We start from the raw sequence: 26,969 nt of genomic DNA, 5'->3' as shown, positions 1-26,969 counted from the left end.
CCGCACCCTGATTGCGGGCTACGCTGATGGCCACCAGCCGGTGCGGACCACGTGCGCGGCTTGCAGGCGTCCATGACCCTCGGCCTGCTGCGCCGCCGCTTCGTAGTCATACGGTACCGCCCGCAACTCGACGCTCCAGTCGCCGCCGCGACGGTCGATGAGGGCGTAGCGAGCGTGAGGCGATCCGGCCTCGATGACGTGGGGCATCGGGTCACCCGCAGCATAGCCCGGCAAGCCCACGCTGCCCGGGTTCACGACGAGCACGCCGCCGACGCTGACCGCACGTGCCATATGGGTATGTCCGCACAAGACGACCTGTGCCGCGCCAATGCCGTCGAGCCGGGGCTTGATCGCGTCCAGCGTGTCGAGCCGGGCCCGGCCTGTGCTGATGTCCTCCAGGAGATAGTCCAGGTCGCCGCCCCGAGGGCTTCCATGGCAGGCGAATACCTGCCCTTCGGCCAGGGACAGCGTCGCGGGAAGGCCGCTGATCCAGTCGAGATGTGATTGCGACAGGACAGCGCGTGCGATCACGTCGGAGGGGCCTGATCCCCTCTCGAGAAGTTGGCGCTCATGGTTGCCCGCCAATGTCGGGCAGGCGAGCGCCATCTGGGCATCGGCGCTTCCGGCCGGATCGAAAGGTCCGGAGACGAGATCGCCCAGGTTCACGATCATGTCGGGAGCCGCCGCGCGAAGGTCGGCCAGAACAGCCTCCAGCGCGATCAGGTTCCCATGGACATCAGCGATGATACCGATCCTCATGACGGCAGCTTAACCGAACTCTGTTCGGTGTCGAACGGGCACGCGCCGACTATCTCAGCCATGCTGGGCTCATCGGCAGCTTCGGCTGATCGGTGCGCCGGGACGGGCCATCTCCTGTCCATCCTTCCCCCGTCGTTCAGGCCGTCGGCCTTCGATCTGCGGGCATTGGCAGTTGGCGCCGGACAACCTACTCTTCGCGCATGACACAAGATGAAACCCTCCTGGAGATGGCGAGGAGGCATGTGCGCGAGGGAGCGGGGCACGTGCGCAGGCAACGTGAACTCGTCGCACATCTCAGAGAGACACATTCGCCTTTGCTCAAGGAGGCGACCGCTCTGCTGGCTCAGTTCGTCACATCCGAGGCAGATCACCAGCGCCATCTCGCGGAGATCGAGGTAGGGATCCGGACCGGGTGTCGGGCCGCGGACGGCACCCTGCTGCCACTGAAAGGCTGACCGTCTGGTCATCGCTGCCCAGGCGGGCGGTTGGCGGCTTTCTGTCGACGGCGGAGTGGCCGCGGTCCCGCCCCGCCCTGTCGTCGACAACCCCGGCGGATGCAAAGGTTCCGAAGCGGGCCGGCGACCGTCGATCGGGACGCGCCGGTTCGTTTTCCTTGCGTGACGCCGCTCGCCGAAGGCAACCTGCATCGTCCCGCCTGCACCCGGCGTCTCCCCTTCCGCTCAGCCGTCGGATAGGCTCGTCTGGGATGGTCGGAGGGCTGAAGTCATGGTTGCTGCGACAGTCGAGCTTCGCAATGTGGAAGGCACGCAGGCCGCTCTCGGCTGGGCCGGCGGCCACACGATCGTGGTGGATCGTCCGCTCGGTAAGGCAGGGGGCTTGGGGCTCGGCTTCAACGGCGCACAGCTGCTCGCGCTCGCCATCGGCGGGTGCTTCTGCAACGACCTGCGCTACACGGCTGAGGCAGCCGGCGTCGGCCTTGGCCGGATCGCCATTTCCGTCACCGTCGAGCTGGAGGGTGAGCCCCTGCTGGCGACCGGGGCAACGATGACGGTGTCCTGCGAGACGCTCGACGGATCGGACCCCGCAGCCATCATCGAGGCCGCCAAGGCGACCTGCATGGTGTCCAACTCGCTGCGGGCGGGCGTCCCCGTCGCCATCGTCTCGCGGAGCCTCGAGACGCTTTAGGAAAAGTGTCCCGGCGCCCCGGGCGCCTTCGTCTTCGGCACCCCGCCCCCCACCGAAACGAAGACGGCGGGCCAGAGCCCGCCGCCATCATATCGTCGCCTCCTGCGGGGGGGGGGCTCAGTCGAGGCTGGCGCAGAAGCGCTGGATGCGGGCGCAGGCCTCCTCCAGCAGCGTCTCGGAGGTCGCATAGGAGATGCGGAAGTTCGGGCTCGACCCGAACGGCGCGCCATGCACCACCGCGACGCCCTCCTGCTCCAGCAGTTCGGTGACGAAGTCCTGGTCGCTCTGAAGCGTCTTGCCGCTTTTCGTGGTCTTGCCGATCAGCGCCTCACAGGACGGATAGACGTAGAACGCGCCCTCCGGCGACGGGCATTTGATCCCGCGCGCCTGGTTCAGCATCGAGACCACGAGATCGCGGCGCCCCTGGAACACGGCCTTGTTGGCATGGATGAAGTCCTGCGGCCCGTTCAGCGCCTCCACGGCCGCCCACTGCGCCACCGAGCAGGCGCCGGAGGTCTGCTGCCCCTGGATCATGTCCATCGCCTTGATCAGGGCGAGCGGACCGGCGGCATAGCCGATGCGCCAGCCGGTCATCGCATAGGCCTTGGAGACGCCGTTCACCGTCAGCGTGCGTTCGTAGAGCGCCGGCTCCACCTCGGCGGGCGTGGTGAAGGTGAAGTCGCCATAGACGAGGTGCTCATACATGTCGTCGGTCAGCACCCAGACATGCGGATGGCGCATCAACACGTCGGTCAGCGCCTTCAGCTCCTCGCGCGTATAGGCGGCGCCCGACGGGTTCGACGGCGAGTTGAACAGGAACCACTTGGTGCGCGGCGTGATCGCGCGCTCCAGCGCCTCGGCCGTCAGCTTGAAGCCCGATTCGATGCCGGTCTGCGCAAACACCGGCGTGCCGCCGCAGATCGCCACCATCTCGGGATAGCTCACCCAGTAGGGCGTCGGGATCACCACCTCGTCACCCGGGTTCAGCGTCGCCATGAAGGCGTTGAACAGCACCTGCTTGCCGCCCGTGCCGACGATCGTCTGCGCCGGCGTGTAGTCGAGATTGTTCTCGCGCTTGAACTTCTTGGCGATCGCCTCGCGCAGCGGCATGATGCCGGACACCGGCGTGTATTTGGTTTCGCCGCGGCGGATCGCGTCGATCGCGGCATTCTTGATGTTGTCGGGCGTATCGAAATCCGGCTCGCCGGCGCCGAGGCCGATGACGTCGCGCCCCTGTGCCTGCAGTTCCCGCGCTTTCTGCGCCACGGCGATGGTGGCGGAGGGCTTTACGCGATCGAGGGCGTCGGCAAGGAAGGCCATGGGGGTCAGCGTCCGGTGTCACGATTGACGGGATATGCCCGCGCGAAGGACCTCCGCGAGGCGCGCGGACCCTAGTCGCACCCTCCCGCACTCGCAAGCGCGCAATTGTGGGAGCTGTGATCAACGCGGCTGATGAGACGCTTCAGGAAATTGCGCTGGAACGGCGCGGTCGGGCGCGTCAGGATGCGCCGTGCCGAGCCGGCAGGCGACGCTTCCACGTCGTGTGCTGCCTTCAGCGCCGCGACGCAGCGCAGACGAGACCCCGATGATCACCCTCTATGGCATGCATTCCAGCGGCAACTGCTACAAGCCGCGCCTCCTCCTGGCGCTCACCGGCCGCCCGTTCCGCCATGTCGAGGTGGACAGCATCGACGGCTCGACGAAGAAGCCCGAATGGCTCGCCAAGAACCCCAACGGCATGGTGCCGCTGCTGGAGCTGGAGGACGGTCGCCGCCTGCCGGAATCGAACGCCATCCTGTTCTATCTCGGCAAGGGCTCGTCCTTCGTGCCGCAGGACCCCTTCGAGCGCGCCGAGATGCTCGCCTGGATGTTCTTCGAGCAATACAGCCACGAGCCGAACATCGCCGTGCGCCGCGCCCTCCATGTCTATCCCGAGCGCCGCGCCGGGGCGACGCCGGAACGCCTCGCGCAAACGCTCGAAGGCGGCAACAAGGCGCTCGGCGTCATGCAGCAGCGCCTGCACGAACGCCCCTTCCTGGTCGGCGACGGGCCGAGCCTCGCCGACATCGCGCTCTATGCCTATACCCATATGGCGGACAAGGGCGGCTTCGATCTTTCCGCCTTTCCGGGCATCACGGCGTGGCTAAAGCGCATCGAGCATCTGCCGGGCTTCCAGCCGATCGACTGGCTGCCCGCCCAGCCGGCCTAAGTCCGCCCGACTGAGCCGGACGGACGGGCGCGGCCGCGCCGAAGCGGCCGCCGCCCTCAGGCGCTCATGCGCTCGGCCACCACCTGCCAGTTCACGAGCTTGTCCAAGACGGCCTTGATGTGCTCGGCCTTCCGGTTCTCGTAATCGAGGTAGTAGGCGTGCTCCCAGATATCGATGCCGAGCAGCGCCGGCCGCCCGACGGCGACCGGGTTGTTGCCGTCCTCGTAGCCGACCAGCGCGATGCTGCCGGCGTCGTCGCGGGTCAGCCACACCCAGCCGGTGCCGAACACCGTGTCGGCGGCCGCGACCGTCTTCTCCACGAAGCCGTCATAGCCGCCGAAGGCCTCGTCGATGGCGCGCTTCGCCTCGCCCTCCGGCCGGTTCGGCCCGCCCGGCTTGAACTGGTCGAAATAGGCGACGTGGTTCCAGGCCTGCGCGGCGTTGTTGAAGATCGCCTTGTCCGCCGGCTTGCCGGCCGCGCCCGTCACGACCTTCTCCAGCTCCATCTCGGCATAGGGCGTGCCCTCCACCAGCTTGTTGAGCTTGTCGAAGTAGGCCTTGTGGTGCTTGCCGTAGTGCAGGCCCACGGTTTTCGCCGAGATCACCGGCGCCAGCGCGTCCTCGGCGAAGGGCAGCTTGGGCTGGGTGAAGGGCGCCGCGGCGCGGGCGATGTTCGGGCGGTGGAGGAAGCCGGCCGCGGCGGTGGCGGCGCCGGCGGCAAGGATCGTGCGTCGGGTCAGCATCATGGGGTCGCTCTCCAAAGGGTTGCCTCAGCGTAATGCCCGGGCGCCGGATCGGTTCGCGGCAAACCACCGGGCCACGCCGACGTGAATGCCGCGCGCGCCCCCTCATGCCGCCCCCTCATGCCCCCCCTCGTGCCGCGCCCCAGATCACCCGCCCCCGCGTCCCTCCTCGCCCGATGCCGCCGCGCCCGCTTGCCCTCGCCCGGCCGTCCCGCTAGCCACGGGCCCACATCCTGAGAAAGCCCCGCCCGTGACCCGATCCGCCGCCAATCTCCTTCTGCTGCTCGCCGGCGCCATCTGGGGCATGGGCTTCGTCACCCAGTCCGCGGCGATGGCGAGCGTCGGGCCGTGGACCTTCGTCGCCGCGCGCTTCCTCATCGCCGCCGCCACGGTCGCACCCTTCGCCTGGCTGGAGGGGCGCAAACCCGCCGCAACGCCGATGCCGGCCGGCGCCTGGCGCGGCTTCGTCCTCACCGGGCTGGTGCTGTTTGCCGGCGCGATCCTGCAGCAGGTCGGCCTTCTCACCACCAGCGTCACGAACTCCGGCTTCCTCACCGGCCTTTATGTCGTGTTCACGCCGCTGCTCGCCCTCGTCCTCATGCGCCACCGCGCGCATTGGGTGGTCTGGCCGGCGGCGCTCGCCGCCCTCATCGGCATCGCCCTTCTCGGCGGCGGCACGCTGGCGGCCCTGACGGTCGGCGATGGCCTCACCGTCGTCTGCGCGCTGTTCTGGTCGCTGCAGATCCTGCTCGTCGGCAAATATGCGCAAAGCTCCGGCCGGCCGCTCCTCCTCAACACCGTGCAGTTCGCCACCACCGCCGTCATCGCCCTTATTGGCGCTGTCCTCCTGGAGCCGATCTCGCTCGAAGCCTTGGGCGCGGTGTGGAAGGAGATCGCCTATGCCGGCATCTTCTCCTCGGGGCTGGCCTTCTCGCTGCAGACGATCGGCCAGCGCTGGACCAGCGCGCCGCAGGCGGCGATCTTCCTGTCCTCGGAGGCGCTGTTCGCCGCCCTCTTCGGCGCCCTCGTCCTCGGCGAGCGCATGCAAGCCCTCGGCTTCCTCGGCTGCGCCCTCATCTTCGCGGCCATCCTTGCCGTGGAGCTGGTGCCGCTATGGGGCAAGCGGCGATCCCAGCCGGCCTGAGCCGCGCCAGAGCGGCGCCAAGTCCCGCCAGTCGAAATCAGCTCCTGGCGGCCCGCCGCCGCGTATTGTTCATTATATCGCCGGCCGCTCCTTGATAAATCCGCCGCAAAGGCGCATATAGAACTCATCGAAGACAGCCTGATCATTTGGCTTTTCGCTCGCCTGAGCGTCTGTTCATCTCGCTTCATTCTATTGTTTCGATCGATAACGGCCCTGCAATGCGTGCGGGCCGACGGATTTTCTATGTAGAAAGGTCTCCCATGTCTCAGGGAACCGTAAAGTGGTTTAACTACACCAAGGGTTTTGGCTTCATCGAGCAGGCCGACGGCAGCCATGACGCCTTCGTCCATATCAGCGCGGTCGAGCGCGCCGGCCTCAGCGATCTGCGCGAGGGCCAGAAGCTCAGCTTCGACCTCGTCTCGGATCAGCGGACGGGCAAGCTCTCCGCCTCCAATCTCGAGCTGCTGAACTAGCAGCGTCTCAGCCGAGCGACGCTGCCCCTTGCTGCTCCCGCCTGACCACGGATGTACTGGCAGGCGGGCGCGGCGCAGCGGCGGCGTCCTCGGCACGATCGGCAAGGCCGCGGTTCGCTTTTCAGCGCGCCGCGGCCTTTTCGTATGCGCGGCCGGCGCCTCATCGGCCCGCCCGGCGCGGCGCCGTGCCGCCCCGCATGTCCCGCGCGGCCACCCGGCCGGCGGCCCCGCCAATCAACCCCGGCGCCAATCCCGCCGACAAGGAGCCATCCATGGGCAGACCCGAACTCGGCACCAAGCGCACCGATCCGGAAAACGGGCGCAAGTTCTACGATCTCGGCAAGGATCCGGCCGTCTCGCCCTATACGGGCACGGCCTATCCCCTCTCCTTCTTCGATCCGCCGGCGACGCAGTCGCGCTACGGCACCGCGACCCGCTACGTGAAACGGGACGAGAAGCCCGAGGACGAGGTTGTCGTCGAGCCGCAGGACGAGGACGAGGATGATGCCGAGACGGTGTCCCTCGCCGATGTCGAGGATGACGCCCAGTCCTCGGTGGCCGATGTCGACGGTGTCGGCGACGACGAGGACGTCAATGACGATGACGACGATGCGGACGACGACCGCGTCCTGGCGCTCGACGACGACGATGAGGACGACAATCTCGACGAGATCATCCCGACCCGCGACGACGACGAGTAGGCCGTCAGGGCGGCACAGCCAAAGCGAGCAGGGTCCCCGGCGATCCGGTTGCCGGCCGGATGCGCCGCGAGAGGTTCAACGCCGGGCGCGCCGGACCGTTTGCCATGGGCCCGCTCCCCGATAGTGTGTACCGGTGTGTGTCCGCTGATCGGACCCCATCGCGGGTCCTGGTCGCAAGCCCTGGCCGCTTCCGGAGATGCGATGCCCGACCGTGACGAATTGATGAAGCGCCAGCAGGTGCTCGCCGATTTCGGCGAATTCGCCATTCGCTCGCAGGATCTCGACGAGGTGCTCATGGAGGCCTGCCGTCTGGTGGGCGAGGCGCTCGGAACGGGACGGGCCAAGGTCTTCGAGATCGAGGAGGATCGGCAGCAGCTCTTCCTGCGGGCCGGGGTCGGATGGGGGCCGGACGTCGTCGGACGGGTTCGCCTGCCGATGGACGAGCGCTCGTCGGAAACCTATTCGATCCGGGCCGGCGAGCCCGTCATCTCGCAGGACATCGCCAAGGAAGACAGGTTCGACGTTCCCGCCTTCATGAAGGAGGCCGGCGTGGTGGCGCTGGTCAACGTGCCGATCTTCGTGCCCGGCGAGCGCCCCTACGGCATCCTTCAGGTCGACGATACCAGTCCGCGGGAGTTCGGCGAGAACGAGATCCAGTTCCTGCGCACCTATGCCACCATCCTCGGCCCGGTGATCGACCGCCTGTATCTGGTCGAGGAGCGCAGCGCGGTACGGGAGCGCATGTTCGCCGACCTCCACTCCGCCAATGAGAGCTTCTCCGTCTCCTTCAAGGACATCCATCAGCGCAAGGAAGCGGAGATGGAGTTCCTGCGGATCATCTCCCTCCTGCGCACGACCTTCGACGCTTCGCTGCAGATCATCCAGCTCTTCAAGGCGGTGCGCGACGACAACGACACCATCGTCGACTTCGAATGGGTGCTGACCAACAAGCAGTGGAACGACCGCTGGGGCCCGATGACGGGCCGGCGGCTGCTGACCGAAAACCCCGCCGTGGTGGAATCGGGCGTCTGGGACAGGTTCATCCAGGTGATGGAGTCCGGCCACCCCTCATGCACGAGCATTACTATGCCCACGAGCAGTTCGACGGCTGGTTCGCACAGACGATCGCCAAGGCGGGCGACGGCATCCTGCTCTCCTCGCTCGACGTCACCGAGCAGAAGCGCACGCAGGAGGCGCTGAGCGAGAGCGAAGCCAACTACCGCCTGCTGTTCGATACGATCGACGAGGGCTTCTGCATCGTCGAGGTGCTGTTCGACGATGCCAACCGCGCCGTCGACTACCGCTTTGTCGAAGCGAACGCTTCTTTCGAGCGCCAGACCGGCCTGAAGGATGCCGCCGGCAAGCTGATGCGCGCGCTCGAGCCCGCGCTTGAGCAGCACTGGTTCGACATCTACGGGGAGATCGCGCTGACCGGCGAGCCGAAGCGCTTCGAGGCGCGCGCGGAGGCGCTCGGCCGCTGGTACAGCGTCTACGCCTTCCGCGTCGACGAGCCCGAGCGGCGCCGCGTCGCCATCCTGTTCGACGACATCAGCGAGCGCAAGCGGACCGAAAGCGCCCTGCGCGAGAGCGAGGAGCGGCAGGCGTTCCTGCTCGCGCTGGGCGACGCGATGCGGGCGCAGCCCGCCGCCGAGGACAAGATCGAGGTCGCCGCGCGGCTGCTCGGGGAGAAGCTCGCCGCGTCCCGCGTGCTCTATGCCGAATATGATCACGAGAAGGGCCTCGCCCACATCTTCAACGGCTGGTTGGCTGATGGGGCGCAACCCTTCCCGTCGGTGGTGAAGCTCGAGAACTTCGAAGGCGAGGTTCTGAACGACCTTCGCGAAGGGCGTGTCGTGCGCGTCGACGATGTCGGCCGGCTGGGCGCCGGGTCCGGCTACGCCGCCATCGCGAGCGTGCAGGTGCAGGCGCTGCTCAGTCCGGCGCTGCTCGTCGACGGGAAGCTGGCCTTCAACGTCAGCATCCACCAGGACAAGCCGCGCCACTGGACCGACGATGAGGTCGCGCTGGTGCAGGAGGTCTCGGAGCGCCTATGGGCCGAGGTCGTGCGCGCGCGCGCGGAACAGGCGCTGCGCGAGAGCGAGGAGCGGCTGCGCCAGTTCGGCGAGGCCTCGCAGGACATCCTCTGGATCCGCGACGCGCAGGCGCTGCGATGGACCTATCTCACCCCCGCCTTCGAGACGATCTACGGTCTCAGCCGCGAGGAGGCGCTGACGCGCGACAATTTCCGCTCCTGGCTGGAGCTGATCGTGCCGGAGGACCGGCCGCGCGCGATCGAGAACATCCGCCGCGTCCGCAAGGGGCAGCACGTCGCCTTCGAATACCGCATCAGGCGCCCCGCCGACGGCAAGATCCGGTGGCTGCGCGACACCGATTTCCCCATCGTCGCCGACGGCGGGGCGGTGGACTTCATCGGCGGCATCGGCTCCGACATCACCGCGGCCAAGCTCACCACGGAACGGCTCGAGCAGAGCGAGGAGCGGCTGCGCAGCGCGGTCGAGGTCGGGCGGCTCGGGCTCTGGGACTGGAACGTCCTCACCGGGGAGATCCACTGGTCGGACGAGCATTTCCGCATGGAGGGCTATGCGGTCGGCGAGGTGACGCCGAGCTACGAGGCCTGGGCCTCGCGCATCCACCCGGACGACCGCGCCGGCGCCGAAGCGGCGCTGCGCCAGGCGCGGGACGGCGGGCACGAGTTCGATCACGAGTTCCGCACGCTTCATCCCGACGGCGCGGTCCGCTGGCTGCACGGCCGCGGCCGCTTCTTCTATGACGAGGCCGGGCGGGCGGTCCGGATGGTCGGCGCGATGACGGACACCACCGTGCGGCGGGAGTGGGAGGAGCGCCAGACCGTCCTCGTCGCCGAGCTCCAGCACCGCACCCGCAACCTCATCACGGTGGTCAGCTCCATGGCCGACAGGACCATGCGGCGCGCCGCCGATCTCCCGGAGTTCCGCGACAGTTTCGGGGACCGCCTGGCGGCGCTGGCGCGCGTGCAGGGGCTGCTGTCCCGCCTCCAGGAGCATGACCGCGTCACCTTCGACGAGCTGACCCGCACCGAGATGGCCAGCCTCGGCGTCTTCGATGGCGCGGCCGACCGAGTGGTGCTGCAGGGGCCGGCGGGCATCCGCCTCCGCTCGGGCACGGTGCAGACGCTCGCCATGGCGCTGCACGAGCTGGCCACCAATGCCGCCAAATACGGCGCGCTGCGCCAGGCTACCGGGCGTCTGGAGGTCACCTGGCGCCTGGAGCCGCCCGGCGATGGCGCGCAGCCCCTGATCCATATCGATTGGCGGGAGCGCGGCGTCGTCATGCCGGAGCCGGGCGCGGCGCCGGACGGAACCGGCCAGGGCCGCGAGCTGATCGAACACGCCCTGCCCTACCAGTTGAAGGCCAAGACCCGCTACGAATTCCTGCCCGACGGCGTCCACTGCACGATCAGCGTGCCGATCTCCGCCTCCACCCCCGGCTTCTGAGCAGACAGCCGCGACACCCGGCGGCTCGCGGCGCAGGCCGTCGCCGCCGACGGCCGTGCGCTCCCGCTCTGCGAGCCACGAGCCACGAGCGACGAGCGACGAGCGACGAGCGACGAGCGACGGATAAACCGCGCCCGGAGCACCACAACCGCCCTGCGCAACGGCGTCGGCTGAATTCCGGCCGGCGCCCCGCCGCCGGGCGCAGGCTCTACGATCTCGACAAGGACCTGATCGTCTCGCCCTACACTATGCCGCAGCGACCTAAGAAGTGGAGCGCTGATCGATGCGATCTATGCCGCAAGCTACTGGTCCGCTCTCGCCTCTTAATGGCCAAGAACCCTCAAAACGGGTTCTTGAAAATCAGCGCCGCCCCGCAAGCAATAAGCGTGAAGCCGGCGAGGTGCGCGAGCGTCAGCTGCTCCTTCAGATAGACCACCGAGAACACCGCGAAGACGGCGAGCGTGATCACCTCCTGGATGGTCTTCAGCTCCGCCGCCGAATAGTAGGCCGAGCCGATGCGGTTGGCGGGCACTGCCAGGCAGTATTCCACCAGCGCGATGCCCCAGCTCACCGCGACCACGATCGGCAGCGCCACGCCCTTGAAGCGCAGGTGGCCGTACCAGGCCAGCGTCATAAAGATGTTGGAGGCCACCAGCAGCAGGATCGGCGCGACGCTCGGCCGGGCAATGAAAGCGAGCATCAGCTGTATCTCAGCTTGTAGCCGACGATGATCAGCACGAAGACCAGCGTCAGCATGTTGGCGCCGATCAGCGGCAGCGAGCCGATGGCGAGGCCATAGACCAGCCACAGCGCCACGCCGGTGGCGAAGAAGGCGTTGCTGGCGAGCGAGATGCCCGCGGTCTGGCGCGTGCGCATCAGCTTGACGATCTGCGGCAGCCAGCAGAACGTCGTGATGACGGCCGCGAGGCTTCCCACCCATTCGATGTTCATCGTGATCTCCGGCGGCCTCGGCCCAAGCGCGTCGCCGCGCGCTTCTCGGCGCTTCGCCCGGCGCTGTCAATCGGCGGAGACTAGGGGATCGGGCTGGCGGGAGGCTGGCCGCCGCCAGCCTCAGTCTGGGGGCGGACGGGCGGCCGGTGGTGGCCGCCGCGAAACGCCGGCAGCCACCGCCGCATGCGCCGCCGCCGGATACGCGAGACAAGGGGCGGCGGGGTGCCCGCGGGAACTCGAGCGGGCAATAAGGATGCTAAGGCCAACTGGTAAGCGAAGGATGAAGAGCCTCTTCTCGAATCCGGCCCGCGGGCCCATATTCGCGCCATGGCCTCCCCGAAAAAGCCCCGCCGTTCGCCCGTCCTCGATTTCGCCGACGCCTCCGGGCCGCTGCACCCGCGCGCCGGCTTCGGCGAGGCGCCGCAGGCCGGGTTCGAGGGCGATCCGTTTGGCGATCCGACGGGCGACCCCTTGGGCGACTTGGGCGGCCCCGTCTCCGGCTGGGCCGACGCCATTGCCCGCGACGCCGAGGAGCAGGCGGAGCGCAAGGCCGGGTCGAAGCCGGCCAAGGCGAAGAAGCCCGCCGCCCCCACCGACGCGCCCTCTCCGCGCAAGAACGCCGGGATTACGGCCAACAAGCCGGCCGGCGGCAAGACATCCCGTGGAACATCCATGGGCGGCACCAGCGACCCCAGGGCGCGCGCCGCCGCCGGGCTCAATCCGGTGGCCGGCCTCGACGTCTCCCTGGAGGACGCCGCGGCGCTCCCGGCCGGCGGCGTCACCGCCACGGTCGAGGCGCTCACCCGGCTGATCACCGAGGGCAACCCGCTCCTCAAGAACGGCGAGATCTGGGTGCCGCACCGCCCGGCCCGGCCGGAAAAGTCCGAGGGCGGCGTGCGCTTCCGCATCGCCTCCGACTACGAGCCGAAGGGCGACCAGCCCACCGCCATCGCCGACCTCGTTTCCGGCGTCGCCGACGGCGACCAGACGCAGGTGCTGCTCGGCGTCACCGGCTCCGGCAAGACCTTCACCGTCGCCAATGTCATCGAGCGCACCCAGCGCCCGGCGCTGATCCTGGCGCCCAACAAGACGCTGGCGGCGCAGCTCTATGGCGAGTTCAAGAACTTCTTCCCCGACAACGCCGTCGAGTATTTCGTCTCCTATTACGACTACTACCAGCCCGAGGCCTATGTGCCGCGCTCCGACACCTTCATCGAGAAGGAGTCCTCCATCAACGAGCAGATCGACCGCATGCGCCACGCCGCGACGCGCGCGCTGCTGGAGCGCGACGACTGCATCATCGTCGCCTCGGTCTCCTGCATCTACGGTATCGGCTCGGTCGAAACCTACACCGCGATGACCTTCCAGATGGCGATCGGCGACCGGCTCGACCAGCGCCAGCTCCTCGCCGATCTTGTCGCCCAGCAATACAAGCGCCGCGACATGGATTTCGTCCGCGGCTCCTTCCGCGTGCGCGGCGACACGATCGAGATCTTCCCCGCCCACCTGGAGGACCGCGCCTGGCGCATCTCGCTCTTCGGCGACGAGATCGAGGCGATCCACGAATTCGACCCGCTCACCGGCGCCAAGACCGACGACCTGAAGTCGGTCAAGATCTACGCCAACTCGCACTATGTCACGCCGCGCCCGACCCTCCAGCAGGCGGTCAAATCGATCAAGGAGGAGCTGCGCCTGCGCCTGATCGAGCTGAACAAGGCCGGCCGCCTCCTGGAAGCGCAGCGCCTCGAGCAGCGCGTCACCTTCGACATCGAGATGATCGAGGCCACCGGCTCCTGCAACGGCATCGAGAACTATTCGCGCTACCTCACCGGCCGCCAGCCCGGCCACCCGCCGCCGACCCTGTTCGAGTACCTGCCCGACAACGCCCTCGTCTTTATCGACGAGAGCCACGTCACCGTGCCGCAGATCGGCGCCATGTATCGCGGCGACTTCCGCCGCAAGGCGACGCTGGCCGAATACGGCTTCCGCCTCCCCTCCTGCATGGACAACCGCCCGCTCCGCTTCGAGGAGTGGAACGCCATGCGCCCGCAGACCGTCGCGGTCTCCGCCACGCCCGGCCCCTGGGAGCTGGAGGAGTCCGGCGGCGTCTTCGCCGAGCAGGTCATCCGCCCGACCGGCCTCACCGATCCCCCGGTCGAGATTCGCCCCGCCCGCGCCCAGGTCGACGACGTCATCGGCGAGATCCGCGAGGTCGTCGCCAAGGGCTACCGCGTCCTCTGCACCGTCCTCACCAAGCGCATGGCCGAGGATCTGACGGAATACCTGCACGAGCAGGGCATTCGCGTGCGCTACATGCACTCCGACATCGATACGCTGGAGCGCATCGAGATCATCCGCGACCTGCGCCTCGGCGCCTTCGACGTGCTGGTGGGCATCAACCTGCTGCGCGAGGGCCTCGACATCCCGGAATGCGGCCTCGTCGCCATTCTCGATGCCGACAAGGAAGGCTTCCTGCGCTCAGAGACCTCGCTGATCCAGACCATCGGCCGCGCCGCGCGCAATGTCGACGGCAAGGTCATCCTCTATGCCGACAACGTCACGGGCTCGATGGAGCGCGCCATTGCCGAAACCAACCGGCGCCGCGACAAGCAGGAGGCCTACAACGCCGCCAACGGCATCACGCCGCAGTCGGTCAAGGCCAAGATCGCCGATATCCTCGACAGCTACTACGAGAAGGATCACGTCCGCGTCGACGTGAAGGGCCTTGTCGACGAGGGCGCCCTCGTCGGCAGCAACCTCAAGGCCCATCTCGACTATCTGCAGAAGGAGATGCGCGACGCCGCCGCCGATCTCGACTTCGAGAAGGCCGCGCGCCTGCGCGACGAGATCAAGCGGCTGCAGGCCAAGGAGCTGGAATATGGCGGCGGCGGCAGCTCGGCCGATCCGCTCGCCAGCGCCGCCGAGATGGAGGAGGCGATGATCTCCCCCGTCACCGGCAAGTCGAAATACGGCAAGAAGACCAAGCGCGACCGCGCGCCGACGGAGCCCACCCGCTTTGGCCCGCGCGGCGAGCCGCTGAAACCCCGCGGCGACGGCTCGGCCGCCGCCCCGCGCCTCGGCCGGCCTGACAATGGCAGCGCTACAGGTGCCAGGGACGACCGCGCCTCCTACTTCGCCAAGCCTTCGCTCGACGACATGGGGCCGGGCACGGACATGCCGACGCCCAACCGCTCCTTGTTCCGCAAGAATACGCTCGATGAGATGACGGTCGGCCGCACCGAAAAGCCGCAGCACGCCGGCCCGCTGCCGCAGAAGCCGGAGCACTCCCCTGCTAAGGGAGCAGCTGCGGCGTCTAAGGCAGTCCCTCATGGTGAGCCTGTCGAACCACGAGGGGCGGCCGGCACCGACTCCCCGGCCCCGCTCCGCCGCGAAAAGATCGGCCTCGGCTCCTACGAAGACCCCGCCGATATCAGACGCAAGCGCCGGCCCTCGAAGACCGGCCGGCCGGGGCGCTGAGCCGCCTCGCGCCCGCCCCGCCCCGCCCCAGGCGCCTGCGCTCAGCTCAGCTTCGGCTGGCCGTTGGAGGCGGAGAGGCCGCCATCCACCGGCGGGTTTACGCCGGCGACGAAACGTGCGTCCTCTCTGGCGAGAAACAGGAAGGCGCCGATCATGTCCTCCGGCTGGGCGCCGCGCCCAATTGGGATGCGCTCCTCGAAGGCCTTCACCAGCTCCGGCTGGTCCTGCATACCGGCGGTGAAGGGCGTATAGACCAGCGTCGGGTTCACCACGTTCACGCGCACACCGGCCTTCGCCTCGTCCAGCGCCAGCGCACGGGTCAAGTTGGTCACCGTGCCCTTGGCCGCGCAATAGAAGCTGTGGTTCCAGTCGCCGCCGAGGCCGGAGACCGAGGAAGTGTTCACGATGCAGCCTTTGTGCTCGCGCAGCACCTGGACCGCCGCGCGGAGATTGTCCTACAGGGACGTCGCTACTTACATCTACAAGTGTTAGGCATTCAATCTATGAAGAGAGCCTTATCACAGATACCCAATGGAACCCGCTAAACCTCGCGTTTCTGGAGGTCGACTGATTAACTTTACAGGTACATCTTACCGGGCTTGCGAAAACGATTCCATTTTGCTTATCACCTCTTGTGCCTGAGAAGCGTATGAAGCTGTGGCTGGCTTCAAACGCAGAGCTTCCTCGAACGCTGCAGCATAGTCATTCCAGCCTTCACGAAGCTGTAAGAACCTGACTGTCGAGGCTAGTTCAAGAGAACGCCAAGGCTTGAAGCGCATAAATTCAACAAAATCGCGAAGGACGTGGTCGTCCTCTCCACCATCCTCCAAAAATTTCCGGCCATCCTCTAAAAGATTATACGAATATCGAATAGGGCTGCCAAGGTTATCCTCAGCCAGATGCGCAACCTCCTCGACCAATCCAGTCGACACTGCAAAACTAAGAGCATCAGACAACGAACGGCTATAAGGACCATAATGATGGTACTCAAAGTCTAGAAGATTAAAATAAGGCAATCTCTGAGCCGCCAGCAGAAAGGCTTCTTTCTGCAACCTGATGCGAGTGTCGATCTGGCCGTCCGACGCATCTAGGATTTTTAAGATGCCCAAAACCAAAGACGCCTTCATTATCGCACCGCCCTCCTGAGTTAGGTAAGCCTACCATCAACCGAACGAAAGAGGAACATTTACGCCATCATCAGATCGCGCACTTCCGGAAGCACGACCAGACGAGGGAAATATGTTTTTTGCTTGAAAGCGTTGACGATAGCGCTGTTTGACACGTCTTCCAAAGGCAAGTCCCGCTCCCCGCCACCCGTCAACCAGATTGATTCGTCTGGTGATTCCGGAGTGTAGTTATAGCCCTTATAACTGGTGCGAGACGGGTCATCGACCGCAACGTATAGTTCTGCACACTTTTGGTCTGATATAAATTTTGACGTCAGTTCTATTGCACGCCCCCTCAGCGACGAGATATTGGAGAAAGCAACATCCGTTATAGGCATCGTCTTTAGCAGATCTCTCCGCAGCAACCTCGAGGCCAGATCAGAAAGAGAGCTGTCTTTATGATTCTTCCAAAAATCAATTAACATCCAGATCATTGGATCGGTAATAGAATTATAATATTTTAAGTCAATATATGAGCCTTCCTTCAGCAACACTTCAATGGGATGAACACTGCTTCCGAAAGCAGGGAATACGTTTCTGTCACCCTCCTTCCAGAGCAAAGTCGCCCTCTTGAACACCGACAGCAGCATTTGCGTAGCCGCCCTTACTCCTTGATGATAGTAAATAGCTCTATACATCTGGTCAATTGTTACCAAGTACGCTTCCACAGCCTCTACGGCGCCCCTGTCAACGCCTATACTTCTTTGATCATGAACAGACAGCAGGTCCAACAACCGCTCAAAATCGAATCCGTGCCCCTTGATGCCACCAAACAGAGCATCACGCTGAACATAGTCAAGACGATCTGCATCCATCTGGCTCGACACGATCTTGTACTTCCAATGATCATTTCCTCGCTTTTTCTTGTCGAAATAGGCGGCAACATTAGAAGGAAGCTGTAGATCAGCCTCTTTCAAAATCGCGTTTAATTCAGATCCTTCCTCGATAATGTATCTTTCAGTCATAGTTTCGTGGTGAAATGGAATGTGATTGTCCTTTAATATTTCTTCAAGTGTGTGAGAGAACGCCCCGTGTCCGATGTCATGAATAAGAGCGGCAACTAAGACCTCTAATCTCGTCTCAGCGCTCTCCTCAAAACCCATATTTCGGCAAATTCGCTCGAACATCCTATTAGCCACATGATGTACGCCTATACTATGTGAAAAGCGGGAGTGTTCAGCTCCGTGAAATACAAAGTTTGCGAGGCCATTCTGACGAATGAGGCGTAAGCGTTGAAATTGATCTGTATCGATAATCTTCTGAAGCGCCCAGCTTGCTAACTTAGATCGCTCGATGCTCGTAGCTGGAAGCTTGGTATCTACCTTGTCAAATCTTATTTGAAGATGGATCGGGTCGCGAAAGAACGTCGGTCTCGACACTTCGTTAGGCTCTCTACTGGCGGTTGCGGCACTGAGATGAAGCTAACTTAGTAGGGAAGTCAACGATAGGACTATGTTTTCGGCACCTACACGCATACCTATTCGAGTACACACGCATCAGGCATCCTGCCTTAGATTTGTAGCGGGCCAACAAAGCAATTGTGTTTCATACATTGAACTTTTTTAGACATCATAAGAGTTATTTCAAAATTTTCGTAACGACAGTGTCGGTTAACGTCGTTGGATTTATCCTAGGCAACAAGATGATTCTGGGGCCATGCGCTAAAATGCTCATCCCTCTGTTCTGCGGGAGCAGCAAACTAGAAGACTAGCGTTCTAAATACCTACTTAGCTTATAAACCTTATCCCCGCCCTCTCCGCCCGCCCCATACTGCCCTCACCGCCGGCCCTTGAAGGGCACGATTGATCACCGGGATCATTCGAGGGCCGGCGGGCGGTGTCCGCGGCGCGGCCTCTTCCGGAGAGGCGCCGTCCCGGACGGCCCAACGGCCTCGCCGGCCCGTCCCCCACTACGAGGGGGCTGCGGATCGATCCGCTTAAGCCCGCAAGGGTGAAGCGCCGGTAGCCACACGGGGTCCCCACCAGCGAGCAGCGCACGCTGCGAAGCTTAAGGGTGGGGCAAAAGCTCCGTCTCCACCAGCGAGCAGCGCACGCTGCGAAGCTTAAGGGCGGGGCAGAAAACCCCACGGGTCGCACAAACACCGCGCGGATCGCCGAGGGCGTGCCGCACCAAACACATCAGGAGGGCATGCCCTCGGCGATCCGTCGCCCTTCATCGGGCGGCACCCCGCAATTCCAGCGAGAGCGCGCAGCGCCGCCGGAATTGCAAACCACCACACCGCCGGCCCGGCTTCGGGCGCGGCGCCGTTTCCGCGCGCCCGCCCCCCATGGAATACGGAGAAGCATGCATGGAGATCAGCGACGCGCCGCCAACGCCGGAGGAGATCGCCGAAAGCCACGGGATCGCCAGCGCCCATCTCGCCATCGTGCGCAAGGCCTTGGCCGGCTTTCCCCTCCCCGCGCGCCGCCGCAACCGCGAGGCCGGCCGGCAGACGGCGCGGCTGCCCGGCGACGACGATCGGCCGGAGCGGTTTCTCCCGACCATTGCCTGGCTGCTGGTCGCGGTCTGCAAGCGCGGCGATTGCCGCCGGCGCCGCCGCTGCTGCCACGGCGACCGCCGCACCGACGGTCCGCCCCTGCCGGAGCGCCTGCGGGCGCCCTGCTTCGAGGCGCTGCCGAAGGCGGTGCAGCTCGCTCTGCCGCTCGCCATGATGCGGCGTCACCATCCCGAGATGTTCCGCGATCCCGCCGTCGCCCGCCGCGAGGCAGAGGCGATCCGCGCCGCCCATGCCGCGCTGGCGGAGGCCGGTCCGGCGGGCGATCCCGCAGCGCGCGAGCCGCTGCCCGAGCGCTGGCGCCCGCAGCCCCATCAAACGGCAACGCCGGCGCAGCCGCCCGAGCCGCCCGCCGTGACGCGCTCGCAACCGCGCAGCTTACCCAGCGTTAGGTGGTGATCGTCGTCATGCGGGAGAGCGCATTATGGTCAAGGACGGGAGAGCCAAACGCGCCTGGGACGCCATGCGGGAGGCCGGCGGGTCGATCATCGACCACAAGGGCGCCAACCGCACCGGCCCCACCTACGGCTACGGGTCTTTCGCGAGATACATGAACGATCTCTGCCCCGGCAACGAGGACGGGGCGGAGGACATTCTCCGGACCATCGAGAAGGCCGCCAGGGACGGTGCCTTCCTCGCCGAGCTGAACGAGAACCCGCTGACCGACCCGAAATGCTACTCCAAGCCCGTCGTGCATCTCAGGGCCAGCTGCATCGCGACGGTCGAATGGCGGCCGCGCAATGCCAAGGAGGAGGATTGCAGCGACGGGCAATGAGCCGCCGCTGCCGCACTCAGTTGAAGATCTGCGCGTTGGCGGCTTCCGCGTCGGAGCCCCAGGTGTCGTTCGGCTTGATCGGCTTGTTGATCTCGGCACAGCCGGCAAGCGTGGCGAGAAGGACGATGGCGGTCAGGATGCGCATGGGCGGATAGTCTCGGTTGCCAAAGGGTTCGACTATGGTCGCCGGCACCCTCGCCGCTCGGCCCCGGCAAGGCAAGCCTCGGCGCGTGGACCACGCTAGCGGTGCCGGTGGGCGATCGTCAGTGCGGCTCCTGACCCGGCACCAGCCCGCAGGACGGGGTCGAGGCCTCTTCGGACGGGGTGCGGCCGTTGCGCAGCGGCAGCGCCGAGGCCTTGCCGGTATTGTCGCCAAACCCGTAGAGCCAGGGGATGCCGCGGTTCTCCGCATAGGCGGCGATCCGCCCGTCCGGCAGCTGCACCCGCCGCGCCCGTTCCCGCTCGCGCGGCGACAGGATCACCGGCCCGTCATTCTGGGAGCCGCCGCAATAGTCCGCGAGCGCCGGTGTGGCGGCCAGGAGGGTGAGGACCAAAGCGGGGGCCAATGCGATGCGGGTCATGAAAAATCCTCGTTGGCTCCGAACGGGCTTAGGATCGTGTTGTAGGACGATCAGCAGGCAGGGCTCTGAGGAGGAAACGAGCGGGACAGGATCCGGGTTGCAGCCGCTCCGCCCGCCTGTGCTCGATCCGACCGGCAGACCTTCACAGCCGCCTTTGGCCCGGGACCAGCCCTCCCGAGGGGGTCTCCCCGGTGTCGGTGGCGGCGCCGGGGTTTGTCCGGCCGGCAGTGGTGCAGGCCGACGCGGCAAGCAGGGAGGCGAGAGCGGCTGAGGCGAGGAGGAGGGTCCGCATGCAGGGGTCCTTGTTGGCTTCCTTGAACCCGAACGAGGCATTCTCTCCGAAGGTTGCGGCCGACTTCGGCAGCCACGCACCGGCCGCCGCAATCAGGCGCCGCCGCCGCCCCGCCGCTGTGCCACCACTAGGTGACCCGGTGCCGGCTCGCCCTCCTGCAGGCGCACGGTGATGGGCTCGAACGTCTCGATGTCGAAGCCGTGCCGGTCGAGGCAATCGCGCACGTAGCCATCGCTGTGGTGGAAGCGCTGGCCCGGCCCGACGGTGAACGCGCGGCCCGCCAGACGTTCCTCCGACATCGTTTCGGTGGAAAAGCCGAACCGTCCACCGGGGACGAGGCGCCGGGCGACGCCGCCGACGAGAGGATCGAGATCGCCGAGATAGGGGAGCACGTCGGCAGCCGTCACGACGTCGAACAGCCCGCCGCCGCCATCCTCATCTTCGTCGCCGCTCCCGTCGTCGTCGCCGAGAAAGGACACCGCTTCGCCCACGAAGAGGTGATCGTATATCTCCTTCTCGTCGCACAGCTCGACCATCGACTCGGACAGGTCGACGCCGACTATCTCCTCAGAGCGGTCGCGCAAGGCCTCGCCGACCAGCCCGGTTCCGCAGCCGAGATCGAGCACGCGGTTGAATGGTCCCGCTTTCAGCAGATGCGCTGCCAGACGGCTGGGTACCTCGTAGCGCAACTGCCGAACGAGCATGTCCTCGAAGACATCGGCATGCTGGTCGAACAGGGTGGCGACATAGGCATCCGGCGCCTTGTCCGGCACGTCGCCGAGGCCGAGCGCGGCAAGCCGCACCGCCGCACCGCCATGGTCGGCGGGATCGAGCGTCAGGCATTGGCGGTAGGCTGTCGCAGCGCCGTCGCGGTCGCCGGCCCGCTCCAGAGACAAGCCCTTGTTATAGGCGTCCGCCAGCCGCTCGTCGTCGATGATGCTCATCGCTTTGCCTCAAGTCTCATGCATCGGCCCCGCTTTGCAGGACACTTCTTTGCTGCCGTGCTTATCATACCCACCGCGTGGGCCTCGAAGCAGAAACGCTCTTGCATGCTGGACAGGATCAAAGAATGGGCGCGCGTGATCAAGCGGGACGTCCTCGCGCTCTGGATCGCCGCCCGCGATCCGAGAACGCGCTGGTATGTGAAGGCAACCGCCGGCGCGGCCGCCGCCTATGCGCTCAGCCCTATCGATCTGATCCCCGACATCATCCCCATCCTCGGATTGCTGGACGAGGCGCTCCTCCTCCCCATCGCGATCGCGCTGATCGTCAGGATGATCCCTCCTGAGTTGATGCGAGAGTTTCGAAGTGCTGCGGCTGCTCATCCGCGGCCCGTCAGCAAGGCCGGCATGACGGCAGTCATCATGATATGGGCTCTGGCCGCGGGCTGCTTGATCTGGTGGTTGTGGCCGCTTTGGGAGGGCTGGCTGGGCTCTGCCAGATGGATGCCGACACCGGCCATCTAGAAGACGCCTCCCACCTACGAAAAAGGCCGCTCCAGGGGAGCGGCCTCTGTGTCGATGACGGCGCTGGAGGCGCCATCAAGAGCTTTTTAGTTGGCGTCCTGGCCCGGGACCACGCCGGCCGAAGGAGTTTGCTCCTTCTGGTTGGTGGTCGAGGACGGGCCCTCCGAGTTGGATGTTGCGCCGGACTGCGGACGCTGCAGGACCGTGCCGTTCGCCGTGTTCGACTGACCGTCCGGCGACATCTCACCAGCGGTGGTGCTGCTGGTCGAGGTGGAGTCGGTGCCCATCGTGCCCATGGCGGACGAATCCGTGCTCATGGACGAGGAGCCGTTCGTTGCGCCCGGGGTCGTCGACATGGTGTCGCTGGTGCCGGTCGCGTCCGCGCTGCCCGTACCATCCTGGCCCGGAAGCGGCTTCACGCCGGTGCCGGAGCCGGCCGACTGAGCAAGAGCGGGGCCAGCGAGGAGAGCAAGAGCAGCGGCTGCGATCAGGGTCTTCTTCATGGTTTTTCCTTTGTCATCTGCGACCGGCCGCCTGCGACAGGTCTGTTGCGGGTGACCGGATCATTCCAGTCTCGGATTGAACAACGGGGTGTCGACGTAAAAGGTTGCTTAAGAAAGTTCACAGCTCCTTGATCATCGATGCCGGAGCGGAGTGCAATTCTGCGCTCTACTGTGCGGTAGCAGGCGTACCGAGCGGGATACCGGTCGTGTCGCTTCCTGGCTCGACCGGCACCGGATTTTCGCCGGAGGCTGAAGGCGTCAGCGTGCCGACGGCGCCAACGCCGTTCTGCAGCCCTCCGGGACCGCTTTCGCCTTCGCCGTCAGCGGTGGAGTTGTCTGCAGCCGTGTCGCCGACACCTGGCAGCCCGCCGGTTGGGACCTGATCCTCAATCGGTGTTCCCGCCCCCTGCTGAACCAGCGTGCCATCCTTCGGCACCGGGGCGCTCGCCGGCGCGTCGCCGCCCGTTGTCTGTGCTGCCGCAGCCCCGGACAGCAATGCGGTCAGCGCTGCGGCAGCGAGGAGCCTCTTCATGGTCATGGCATATCTCCCGATGATGAGGCGCGGACCGGCCGCGCCATTCAGGAGTCAACAGGCTGAGCGCCGGCCTGTTCCATGCAGGGTCTGCCGCCGAGCCACGGCGAAGTTCGTGGTCCTCAGCGCTGAGAGTGAAAGGCGCTCAGTCGCACCATGCACCTATGATGGCTGCCGCAGCGGCCGCAAGCGTGTGCTCCGGCACCGTACGGACAAGCGATGGCAGCTGCTCGGCCACTAGGTAAGAATCGACGAGCTCATCGGTCAACGGTGAGTGGACGAAGCCGAACCGGTCGATGCCAAGTGCGTCGGCATGAAAGGCCAACCTGTAGAGCGTATCATTGCAGAGGTATGTGCCGGCATCTTTCGACCAGGCAAAATCGAGACCAGCCAAGCGCAGAGCAGTCGCCGTCGCAGCGATCGGGATGCGCACCGGCAACTGCTCGGGACCGTCCAGAACGGCCGGACCGGACGGAAAAGCGCCACTCGCGTCAGCGCGGCCGAGCTGCCTGTGGTTGCGCGCCAACATTTCGATATGCAGGCGCTCGCATCGTAACGACAGCCCGAACAGCAGCACCGCCGCCGGCTTCGCAACGTCGATCGCTGCCCGCAGCCTCGGCCAGCTTTCGGTCCATGAAACTGGAAGCACCACCGTCGATACAGTGTCGCCACCCGGAGTTGCTGTTCCGGATAGAGACTCGACCAGCCTCTCCGTCGGATTGACCGGTGCACCAGGAAACGCGGAGAAACCTGCGATCAGGATCGTCATGCAAACTCGGAGCGCTTTACGTGTGGATCGCCGCCGCGCGGTCGAGAGGCCTGTTCCGAAATGAAACGTGAAAGGTCCTCTAAAAGTTTTACTTGCAAAGTGACGCGCGTGATAGCAATGATTTCATGTTCGGGCAAATTCGCGAACACAGGTGATGGACGAATTGCGTATCGAAGGCGCATCCTTCGGGCGGTCTCGTGAGAGCGGCATCGCGATGTATCGGTTCCTGTCCTTGAATCAAGACTTGCCTGCCACCGCCTCGACGGCGACACGTATAGCCAAGGAAAAGGGATTCCGATAATGGCGCAGACCGGCACGGTCAAATTCTTCAACACCGAGAAGGGTTTCGGTTTCATCAAGCCGGACAACGGCGGTGCGGACATCTTCGTCCACATCTCGGCCGTCCAGGCGTCGGGCCTTCCCGGCCTGCAGGAGAACCAGAAGGTCTCCTATGACACCGAGCCGGACAAGCGCGGCAAGGGCCCGAAGGCCGTCAATCTCCAGACCGCTGACTGATTTCGCTTTGCCTGGCCTAGGCTAGGCGGGCTGACCACACCGGTCTTACGATGACGCGACCCCGCCCGGCTTCGCCGCGGCGGGTTTTGCACATCGACCGCAAACTGCCGCGGTGGCGCGTTGACGATCAGCGCCAGCCTTCCGCGCAAAGCTCTTGAAGCACCGGCCACCGACAGAAGCTCACACGACTTTGGAGCGGCCGCCATGCTCTCACCGTGCGTCGGGAGGCAGTCGGATCGCTGTCAGAGCCGACCGGGCCAACGGGTTCTGCTGCCATCACAAGCCAGGTCATTCAGGTTTTGGCCTTCGACGCCACGCCGTCCCACAGACCAAGCTCTGCGAGATGAGGCATCGCGAGCTGCCGAGCGTGTGATGTCGCGGGTAGGCACTGTTGAGCAAGCGGCCTCCCGCCGGCTCCTGCTCCGAGATCCAAATTGCCCCTCTTGAAGCTTGACCTGCTCTGGTGCGTGCCGGCTGCAAAGGATCCAACGTCGCGCTCGTAATTGGACCATGCGACGCCGCCACGCGGCCAGCCAGCGCTCCTGGCGTGATGGTCACGCCTGCCGCGGACGAATAGGACGTCCCGATTTGGCATCGCTCAGACTGCCACAGCGGCTCCCGCACCACCGGCGCACGGTTATCCGGATCGAAGTGCCTGCTAACGCATAGCCAGCACTGCTGCCACATCGGCGACGGACGACGTACCTCATCACCATGTCAGTTGCGCGTCCCAAGCTGACACAACCACACTGGCACGCTTCATGCTCGGCATCCTTGTTGAAATCCGTTAAGGAATTCGAAAGGATATTTTGCCATGGCGCCTCGAACCTCACTTCTGCACGTTCTCGCCTGCACGGTTGCCATCCTGGCGGCCACGGACAGCGCCCTTGCCGAAGATCGCGGCGGCGGTAATCACCACGGTGCCAGGGCGGACCACGGCCACAGCGCATTCCAGACGATCGGGCGAACCGGTGGCAACCGGTGGCAGGCACGAGGCAGCGGACGCGGCTGGCACGGCGTTGCCGGCAGCCACATGCGCCGGAACGATGGCGGCGCAATCAGCGTCCGTTCCAGCACTTCCGACCGGCGTTACGACGACTTCGAAGGGTACGATGGGTACGACCAGCGGGCCTTTCACGACTTGAAGAAGGCACGGTACAGGTTCGAAGTCGAACGTTCGGTTCTCCATGTTCGCGACAGCGTGGAGGATCGCCTGTTGGATCGTGCCGAGAAGCAACTGCGAGGGGCTGGTGCGGGCGAGACCGGCATCACGTATCGCGGGGTCGACGACTACGAGTACCATGGCTTCGGCGGTGCGGCGGCTGGACCCGGTCCGATCGCCGCCATCCCGACCGGCGGCGTCCATATTATCGATGTCGCGGCCGAACGGCTCGACCGCCGTCCGATCGGACTGTCCGGGATCGACGTCATCAACACGGGCGGTGCGCGGATCATCCGGATCAAGCCGGACTACTCGCTGCGAACCGCTGCGGCTGAACCCCGTCCGTCGGCGGGATATCTGCAGCCCTGGTCACGCGAGTGGCTTCGGCACTGCATGGATGCTCATGCCGACTTCGCTACCGATCTCGGGACGTTTACGGACAGCGACGGGCGGCAGCGCTTCTGCGCAGCCGACTGAGGCCGGTGTCGGCGAAGCCGCCGGGGTGCCTCAGGCACCGCCTCGGCTGGCAGCCTAAGATACCGAACGACGTGGTCTTGCTTGCTGGCACCAGTGCATGGTCCACTCTGCTGTAGTATGCAGCGGAGTGGGTCCCGTCCAATCAGCAAGGATGACGGAGCACCGTCGACCCGTCCCGTTTCGCCTCAGCCGTGCACGCGAACGCTGCCGGCGTTGAGGAAGCACGCTCTGTCGAAAAGGCTGAGATCGGCCGGATTTGGAAGCCGCACATCCTGAAGGTCGGGGAACGGCTTCAATGCCGGGTCATAGGCTCGATCGATCTGCGAGAGGCAGACGATCACGATGCCCCGCCTTTGTGCGAACGCCTTCAGCGCATTTACCTGCTCGGCCAAAGGCGGATTGTCCCGACGCTGATCCAGCAATTGCAGGTAGTCGATGACCGCCAAGGTACTGGCCGGTTGCGACGTCAGTGCACCGATGATGTGGTCGGCACTGATCGCATCCGAGCAGTCGTAGTCGAACAGCCCCTCGTAGAGTCCGGGCTCGGCACCGATCGCCCGAAGGCGATCAAGGATTTCGGCCAAGGTATATTCAAGGGTGAAGAAGAAGCCGCGCCGGCCCGCCTTCATGGCCTCCACGGCAAGCTCGAGTGCCATCAGCGTCTTGCCCTGACCTGGGCGCGCGGCGATCAAAACCAGATCGCCCGGCGCCAGTCGGCCGAACAGCGCCGCGGCTGGCGATGCTTCGGCATGCTTCGCCGCCAGCAAACTCCATGCGGAATGCCCTTGGCCGCGGGCGATGCGATCGAGCGCATCATGCAAGGGGATCGCCTGCGAGCGCGACAACAATCGCGCTTCACGCTTCAACCGGTAGATCGGTGCAGACAGCTTCATCGATAAACCTCCTGTCACAAGCGCGGCCGCAGTCCCTCCTTGTGCGTTCGCTCGAACAGTCGGATCGATGGTCAGTTGCCCTGTATGAAATCTACTTCCCCAGCGGAGGGTGGGCGGCGCGGGCGGCGCCGGACTCACAGTCTAGCGCAATGGCACTGCGGGCGGAAGCAAACGTCCGCAGGGCGATTCAGGCACGTCAAAGCCCGCGCAGCGGACCGACGCGAA

27 protein-coding genes and 1 pseudogene are annotated in these 26,969 nt (G+C 65.4%); 13 read left to right on the top strand and 15 right to left on the bottom strand.

The genetic code is table 11. The annotated features are described in order from the left end of the window. Positions 1 to 18: 18 nt before the first annotated feature. Positions 19 to 759, bottom strand: coding sequence for a metallophosphoesterase family protein (locus tag C0R46_RS07045; protein WP_102958894.1), 741 nt, complete (start codon positions 757 to 759; stop codon positions 19 to 21). Between the two features lie 726 nt (positions 760 to 1,485). On the opposite strand from C0R46_RS07045, the gene C0R46_RS07035 reads away from it, so the two are divergent. Then, positions 1,486 to 1,905, top strand: a complete 420-nt coding sequence (locus C0R46_RS07035; protein ID WP_102958892.1) for an OsmC family protein — start codon at positions 1,486 to 1,488, stop codon at positions 1,903 to 1,905. A gap of 117 nt (positions 1,906 to 2,022) precedes the next feature. On the opposite strand, the gene C0R46_RS07030 is transcribed toward C0R46_RS07035, so the two are convergent. Further along, entirely contained in the window at positions 2,023 to 3,225 is a 1,203-nt protein-coding gene (locus C0R46_RS07030) for a pyridoxal phosphate-dependent aminotransferase (protein WP_102958891.1), read from the bottom strand. 265 nt (positions 3,226 to 3,490) lie between these two features. Here C0R46_RS07030 and C0R46_RS07025 point away from each other — a divergent pair, with 265 nt between their 5' ends. Further along, positions 3,491 to 4,114 carry a glutathione S-transferase family protein gene (locus C0R46_RS07025; protein ID WP_102958890.1) on the top strand — a complete coding sequence of 208 codons (624 nt, stop codon included), beginning with the start codon at positions 3,491 to 3,493 and terminating at the stop codon, positions 4,112 to 4,114. A 56-nt stretch (positions 4,115 to 4,170) separates the two neighbouring features. Here the strand turns inward: C0R46_RS07025 and C0R46_RS07020 are convergent, their stop codons facing one another. After that, entirely contained in the window at positions 4,171 to 4,860 is a 690-nt protein-coding gene (locus tag C0R46_RS07020) for a superoxide dismutase (RefSeq protein ID WP_102958889.1), read from the bottom strand. A gap of 247 nt (positions 4,861 to 5,107) precedes the next feature. Between C0R46_RS07020 and C0R46_RS07015 the strand changes: the two genes are divergently transcribed. From C0R46_RS07015 to C0R46_RS06990, 5 genes are all read left to right on the top strand, one after another. Beyond that, positions 5,108 to 6,001, top strand: a complete 894-nt coding sequence (locus C0R46_RS07015) for a DMT family transporter (protein ID WP_102958888.1) — start codon at positions 5,108 to 5,110, stop codon at positions 5,999 to 6,001. 260 nt (positions 6,002 to 6,261) lie between these two features. After that, positions 6,262 to 6,474 carry a cold-shock protein gene (locus tag C0R46_RS07010; RefSeq protein ID WP_102958887.1) on the top strand — a complete coding sequence of 71 codons (213 nt, stop codon included), beginning with the start codon at positions 6,262 to 6,264 and terminating at the stop codon, positions 6,472 to 6,474. Positions 6,475 to 6,746: 272 nt separating this feature from the next. Further along, on the top strand, positions 6,747 to 7,175 hold the full coding sequence (locus tag C0R46_RS07005; RefSeq protein WP_102958886.1) for a TIGR02300 family protein: 429 nt from the start codon (positions 6,747 to 6,749) through the stop codon (positions 7,173 to 7,175). A gap of 201 nt (positions 7,176 to 7,376) precedes the next feature. Continuing rightward, complete coding sequence (locus C0R46_RS07000) at positions 7,377 to 8,375, top strand: GAF domain-containing protein (RefSeq protein WP_102958885.1); 999 nt, start codon at positions 7,377 to 7,379, stop codon at positions 8,373 to 8,375. Then, the gene (locus C0R46_RS06990) at positions 8,300 to 10,669 is read left to right on the top strand and encodes a PAS domain-containing protein (RefSeq protein ID WP_280953015.1); all 2,370 of its coding nucleotides are present in this window, start codon (positions 8,300 to 8,302) and stop codon (positions 10,667 to 10,669) included. Before C0R46_RS07000 ends, C0R46_RS06990 begins: the two co-directional genes overlap by 76 nt. 340 nt (positions 10,670 to 11,009) lie before the next feature. Here the strand turns inward: C0R46_RS06990 and C0R46_RS06985 are convergent, their stop codons facing one another. Together C0R46_RS06985 and C0R46_RS06980 are read right to left on the bottom strand one after the other, a co-directional pair. After that, the gene (locus C0R46_RS06985; RefSeq protein WP_102958884.1) at positions 11,010 to 11,369 is read right to left on the bottom strand and encodes a DMT family protein; all 360 of its coding nucleotides are present in this window, start codon (positions 11,367 to 11,369) and stop codon (positions 11,010 to 11,012) included. After that, positions 11,369 to 11,620: a SemiSWEET family sugar transporter gene (locus tag C0R46_RS06980; protein WP_102958883.1), complete on the bottom strand. Its 252-nt coding sequence runs from the start codon at positions 11,618 to 11,620 to the stop codon at positions 11,369 to 11,371. Before C0R46_RS06980 ends, C0R46_RS06985 begins: the two co-directional genes overlap by 1 nt. Positions 11,621 to 11,947: 327 nt before the next feature. Here C0R46_RS06980 and uvrB point away from each other — a divergent pair, with 327 nt between their 5' ends. Then, the gene (gene uvrB, locus C0R46_RS06975; RefSeq protein ID WP_102958882.1) at positions 11,948 to 15,097 is read left to right on the top strand and encodes an excinuclease ABC subunit UvrB; all 3,150 of its coding nucleotides are present in this window, start codon (positions 11,948 to 11,950) and stop codon (positions 15,095 to 15,097) included. Positions 15,098 to 15,138: 41 nt separating this feature from the next. Here the strand turns inward: uvrB and C0R46_RS06970 are convergent. The 3 genes and pseudogenes from C0R46_RS06970 to C0R46_RS06965 all read right to left on the bottom strand — a co-directional run. After that, positions 15,139 to 15,531 (bottom strand): annotated as a pseudogene (locus C0R46_RS06970) (SDR family NAD(P)-dependent oxidoreductase); the annotation flags it as partial. Positions 15,532 to 15,687: 156 nt separating this feature from the next. Continuing rightward, a complete protein-coding gene (locus C0R46_RS20755) occupies positions 15,688 to 16,224 on the bottom strand; it encodes a hypothetical protein (protein ID WP_157944573.1) in 537 nt (178 codons plus the stop codon). A 59-nt stretch (positions 16,225 to 16,283) separates the two neighbouring features. Continuing rightward, complete coding sequence (locus C0R46_RS06965; RefSeq protein WP_157944572.1) at positions 16,284 to 17,642, bottom strand: HD domain-containing protein; 1,359 nt, start codon at positions 17,640 to 17,642, stop codon at positions 16,284 to 16,286. Positions 17,643 to 18,571: 929 nt separating this feature from the next. Here C0R46_RS06965 and C0R46_RS06960 point away from each other — a divergent pair. Beyond that, complete coding sequence (locus C0R46_RS06960) at positions 18,572 to 19,177, top strand: hypothetical protein (RefSeq protein WP_102958879.1); 606 nt, start codon at positions 18,572 to 18,574, stop codon at positions 19,175 to 19,177. A 25-nt stretch (positions 19,178 to 19,202) separates the two neighbouring features. Next, positions 19,203 to 19,553 (top strand): hypothetical protein, encoded by a 351-nt coding sequence (locus tag C0R46_RS06955; protein WP_102958878.1) that lies wholly within the window; start codon positions 19,203 to 19,205, stop codon positions 19,551 to 19,553. Between the two features lie 16 nt (positions 19,554 to 19,569). Here C0R46_RS06955 and C0R46_RS21265 read toward each other — a convergent pair whose 3' ends face one another. From C0R46_RS21265 to C0R46_RS06945, 3 genes are all read right to left on the bottom strand, one after another. After that, the gene (locus tag C0R46_RS21265; protein ID WP_280953012.1) at positions 19,570 to 19,698 is read right to left on the bottom strand and encodes a hypothetical protein; all 129 of its coding nucleotides are present in this window, start codon (positions 19,696 to 19,698) and stop codon (positions 19,570 to 19,572) included. 118 nt (positions 19,699 to 19,816) lie between these two features. Then, the gene (locus C0R46_RS06950; RefSeq protein WP_157944571.1) at positions 19,817 to 20,134 is read right to left on the bottom strand and encodes a hypothetical protein; all 318 of its coding nucleotides are present in this window, start codon (positions 20,132 to 20,134) and stop codon (positions 19,817 to 19,819) included. Positions 20,135 to 20,518: 384 nt separating this feature from the next. After that, positions 20,519 to 21,370, bottom strand: coding sequence for a methyltransferase (locus tag C0R46_RS06945; protein WP_102958876.1), 852 nt, complete (start codon positions 21,368 to 21,370; stop codon positions 20,519 to 20,521). 105 nt (positions 21,371 to 21,475) lie between these two features. Between C0R46_RS06945 and C0R46_RS06940 the strand changes: the two genes are divergently transcribed. After that, on the top strand, positions 21,476 to 21,892 hold the full coding sequence (locus C0R46_RS06940) for a DUF1232 domain-containing protein (RefSeq protein ID WP_102959243.1): 417 nt from the start codon (positions 21,476 to 21,478) through the stop codon (positions 21,890 to 21,892). Positions 21,893 to 21,978: 86 nt separating this feature from the next. On the opposite strand, the gene C0R46_RS06935 is transcribed toward C0R46_RS06940, so the two are convergent. The 3 genes from C0R46_RS06935 to C0R46_RS06925 form a co-directional block, all read right to left on the bottom strand. Beyond that, the gene (locus tag C0R46_RS06935; protein WP_102958875.1) at positions 21,979 to 22,395 is read right to left on the bottom strand and encodes a hypothetical protein; all 417 of its coding nucleotides are present in this window, start codon (positions 22,393 to 22,395) and stop codon (positions 21,979 to 21,981) included. A gap of 166 nt (positions 22,396 to 22,561) precedes the next feature. After that, entirely contained in the window at positions 22,562 to 22,933 is a 372-nt protein-coding gene (locus C0R46_RS06930) for a hypothetical protein (RefSeq protein WP_102958874.1), read from the bottom strand. Positions 22,934 to 23,072: 139 nt separating this feature from the next. Continuing rightward, positions 23,073 to 23,696, bottom strand: coding sequence for a pyroglutamyl-peptidase I (locus C0R46_RS06925; protein ID WP_102958873.1), 624 nt, complete (start codon positions 23,694 to 23,696; stop codon positions 23,073 to 23,075). A 300-nt stretch (positions 23,697 to 23,996) separates the two neighbouring features. Between C0R46_RS06925 and C0R46_RS06920 the strand changes: the two genes are divergently transcribed. Together C0R46_RS06920 and C0R46_RS06915 are read left to right on the top strand one after the other, a co-directional pair. Then, a complete protein-coding gene (locus C0R46_RS06920) occupies positions 23,997 to 24,212 on the top strand; it encodes a cold-shock protein (protein WP_102958872.1) in 216 nt (71 codons plus the stop codon). 814 nt (positions 24,213 to 25,026) lie between these two features. Further along, positions 25,027 to 25,851 carry a hypothetical protein gene (locus tag C0R46_RS06915; protein WP_102958871.1) on the top strand — a complete coding sequence of 275 codons (825 nt, stop codon included), beginning with the start codon at positions 25,027 to 25,029 and terminating at the stop codon, positions 25,849 to 25,851. Positions 25,852 to 26,036: 185 nt separating this feature from the next. On the opposite strand, the gene C0R46_RS06910 is transcribed toward C0R46_RS06915, so the two are convergent. Then, entirely contained in the window at positions 26,037 to 26,744 is a 708-nt protein-coding gene (locus tag C0R46_RS06910) for a DNA helicase (RefSeq protein WP_102958870.1), read from the bottom strand. Positions 26,745 to 26,969: the final 225 nt, after the last annotated feature.

The sequence above is a fragment of the Mangrovicella endophytica genome (assembly GCF_002893625.1).
Taxonomy (GTDB): domain Bacteria; phylum Pseudomonadota; class Alphaproteobacteria; order Rhizobiales; family Rhizobiaceae; genus Mangrovicella; species Mangrovicella endophytica.
The sequence above is the reverse complement of the archived record's forward strand: the minus strand, read 5'-3'. Positions and strand labels throughout refer to the sequence as shown.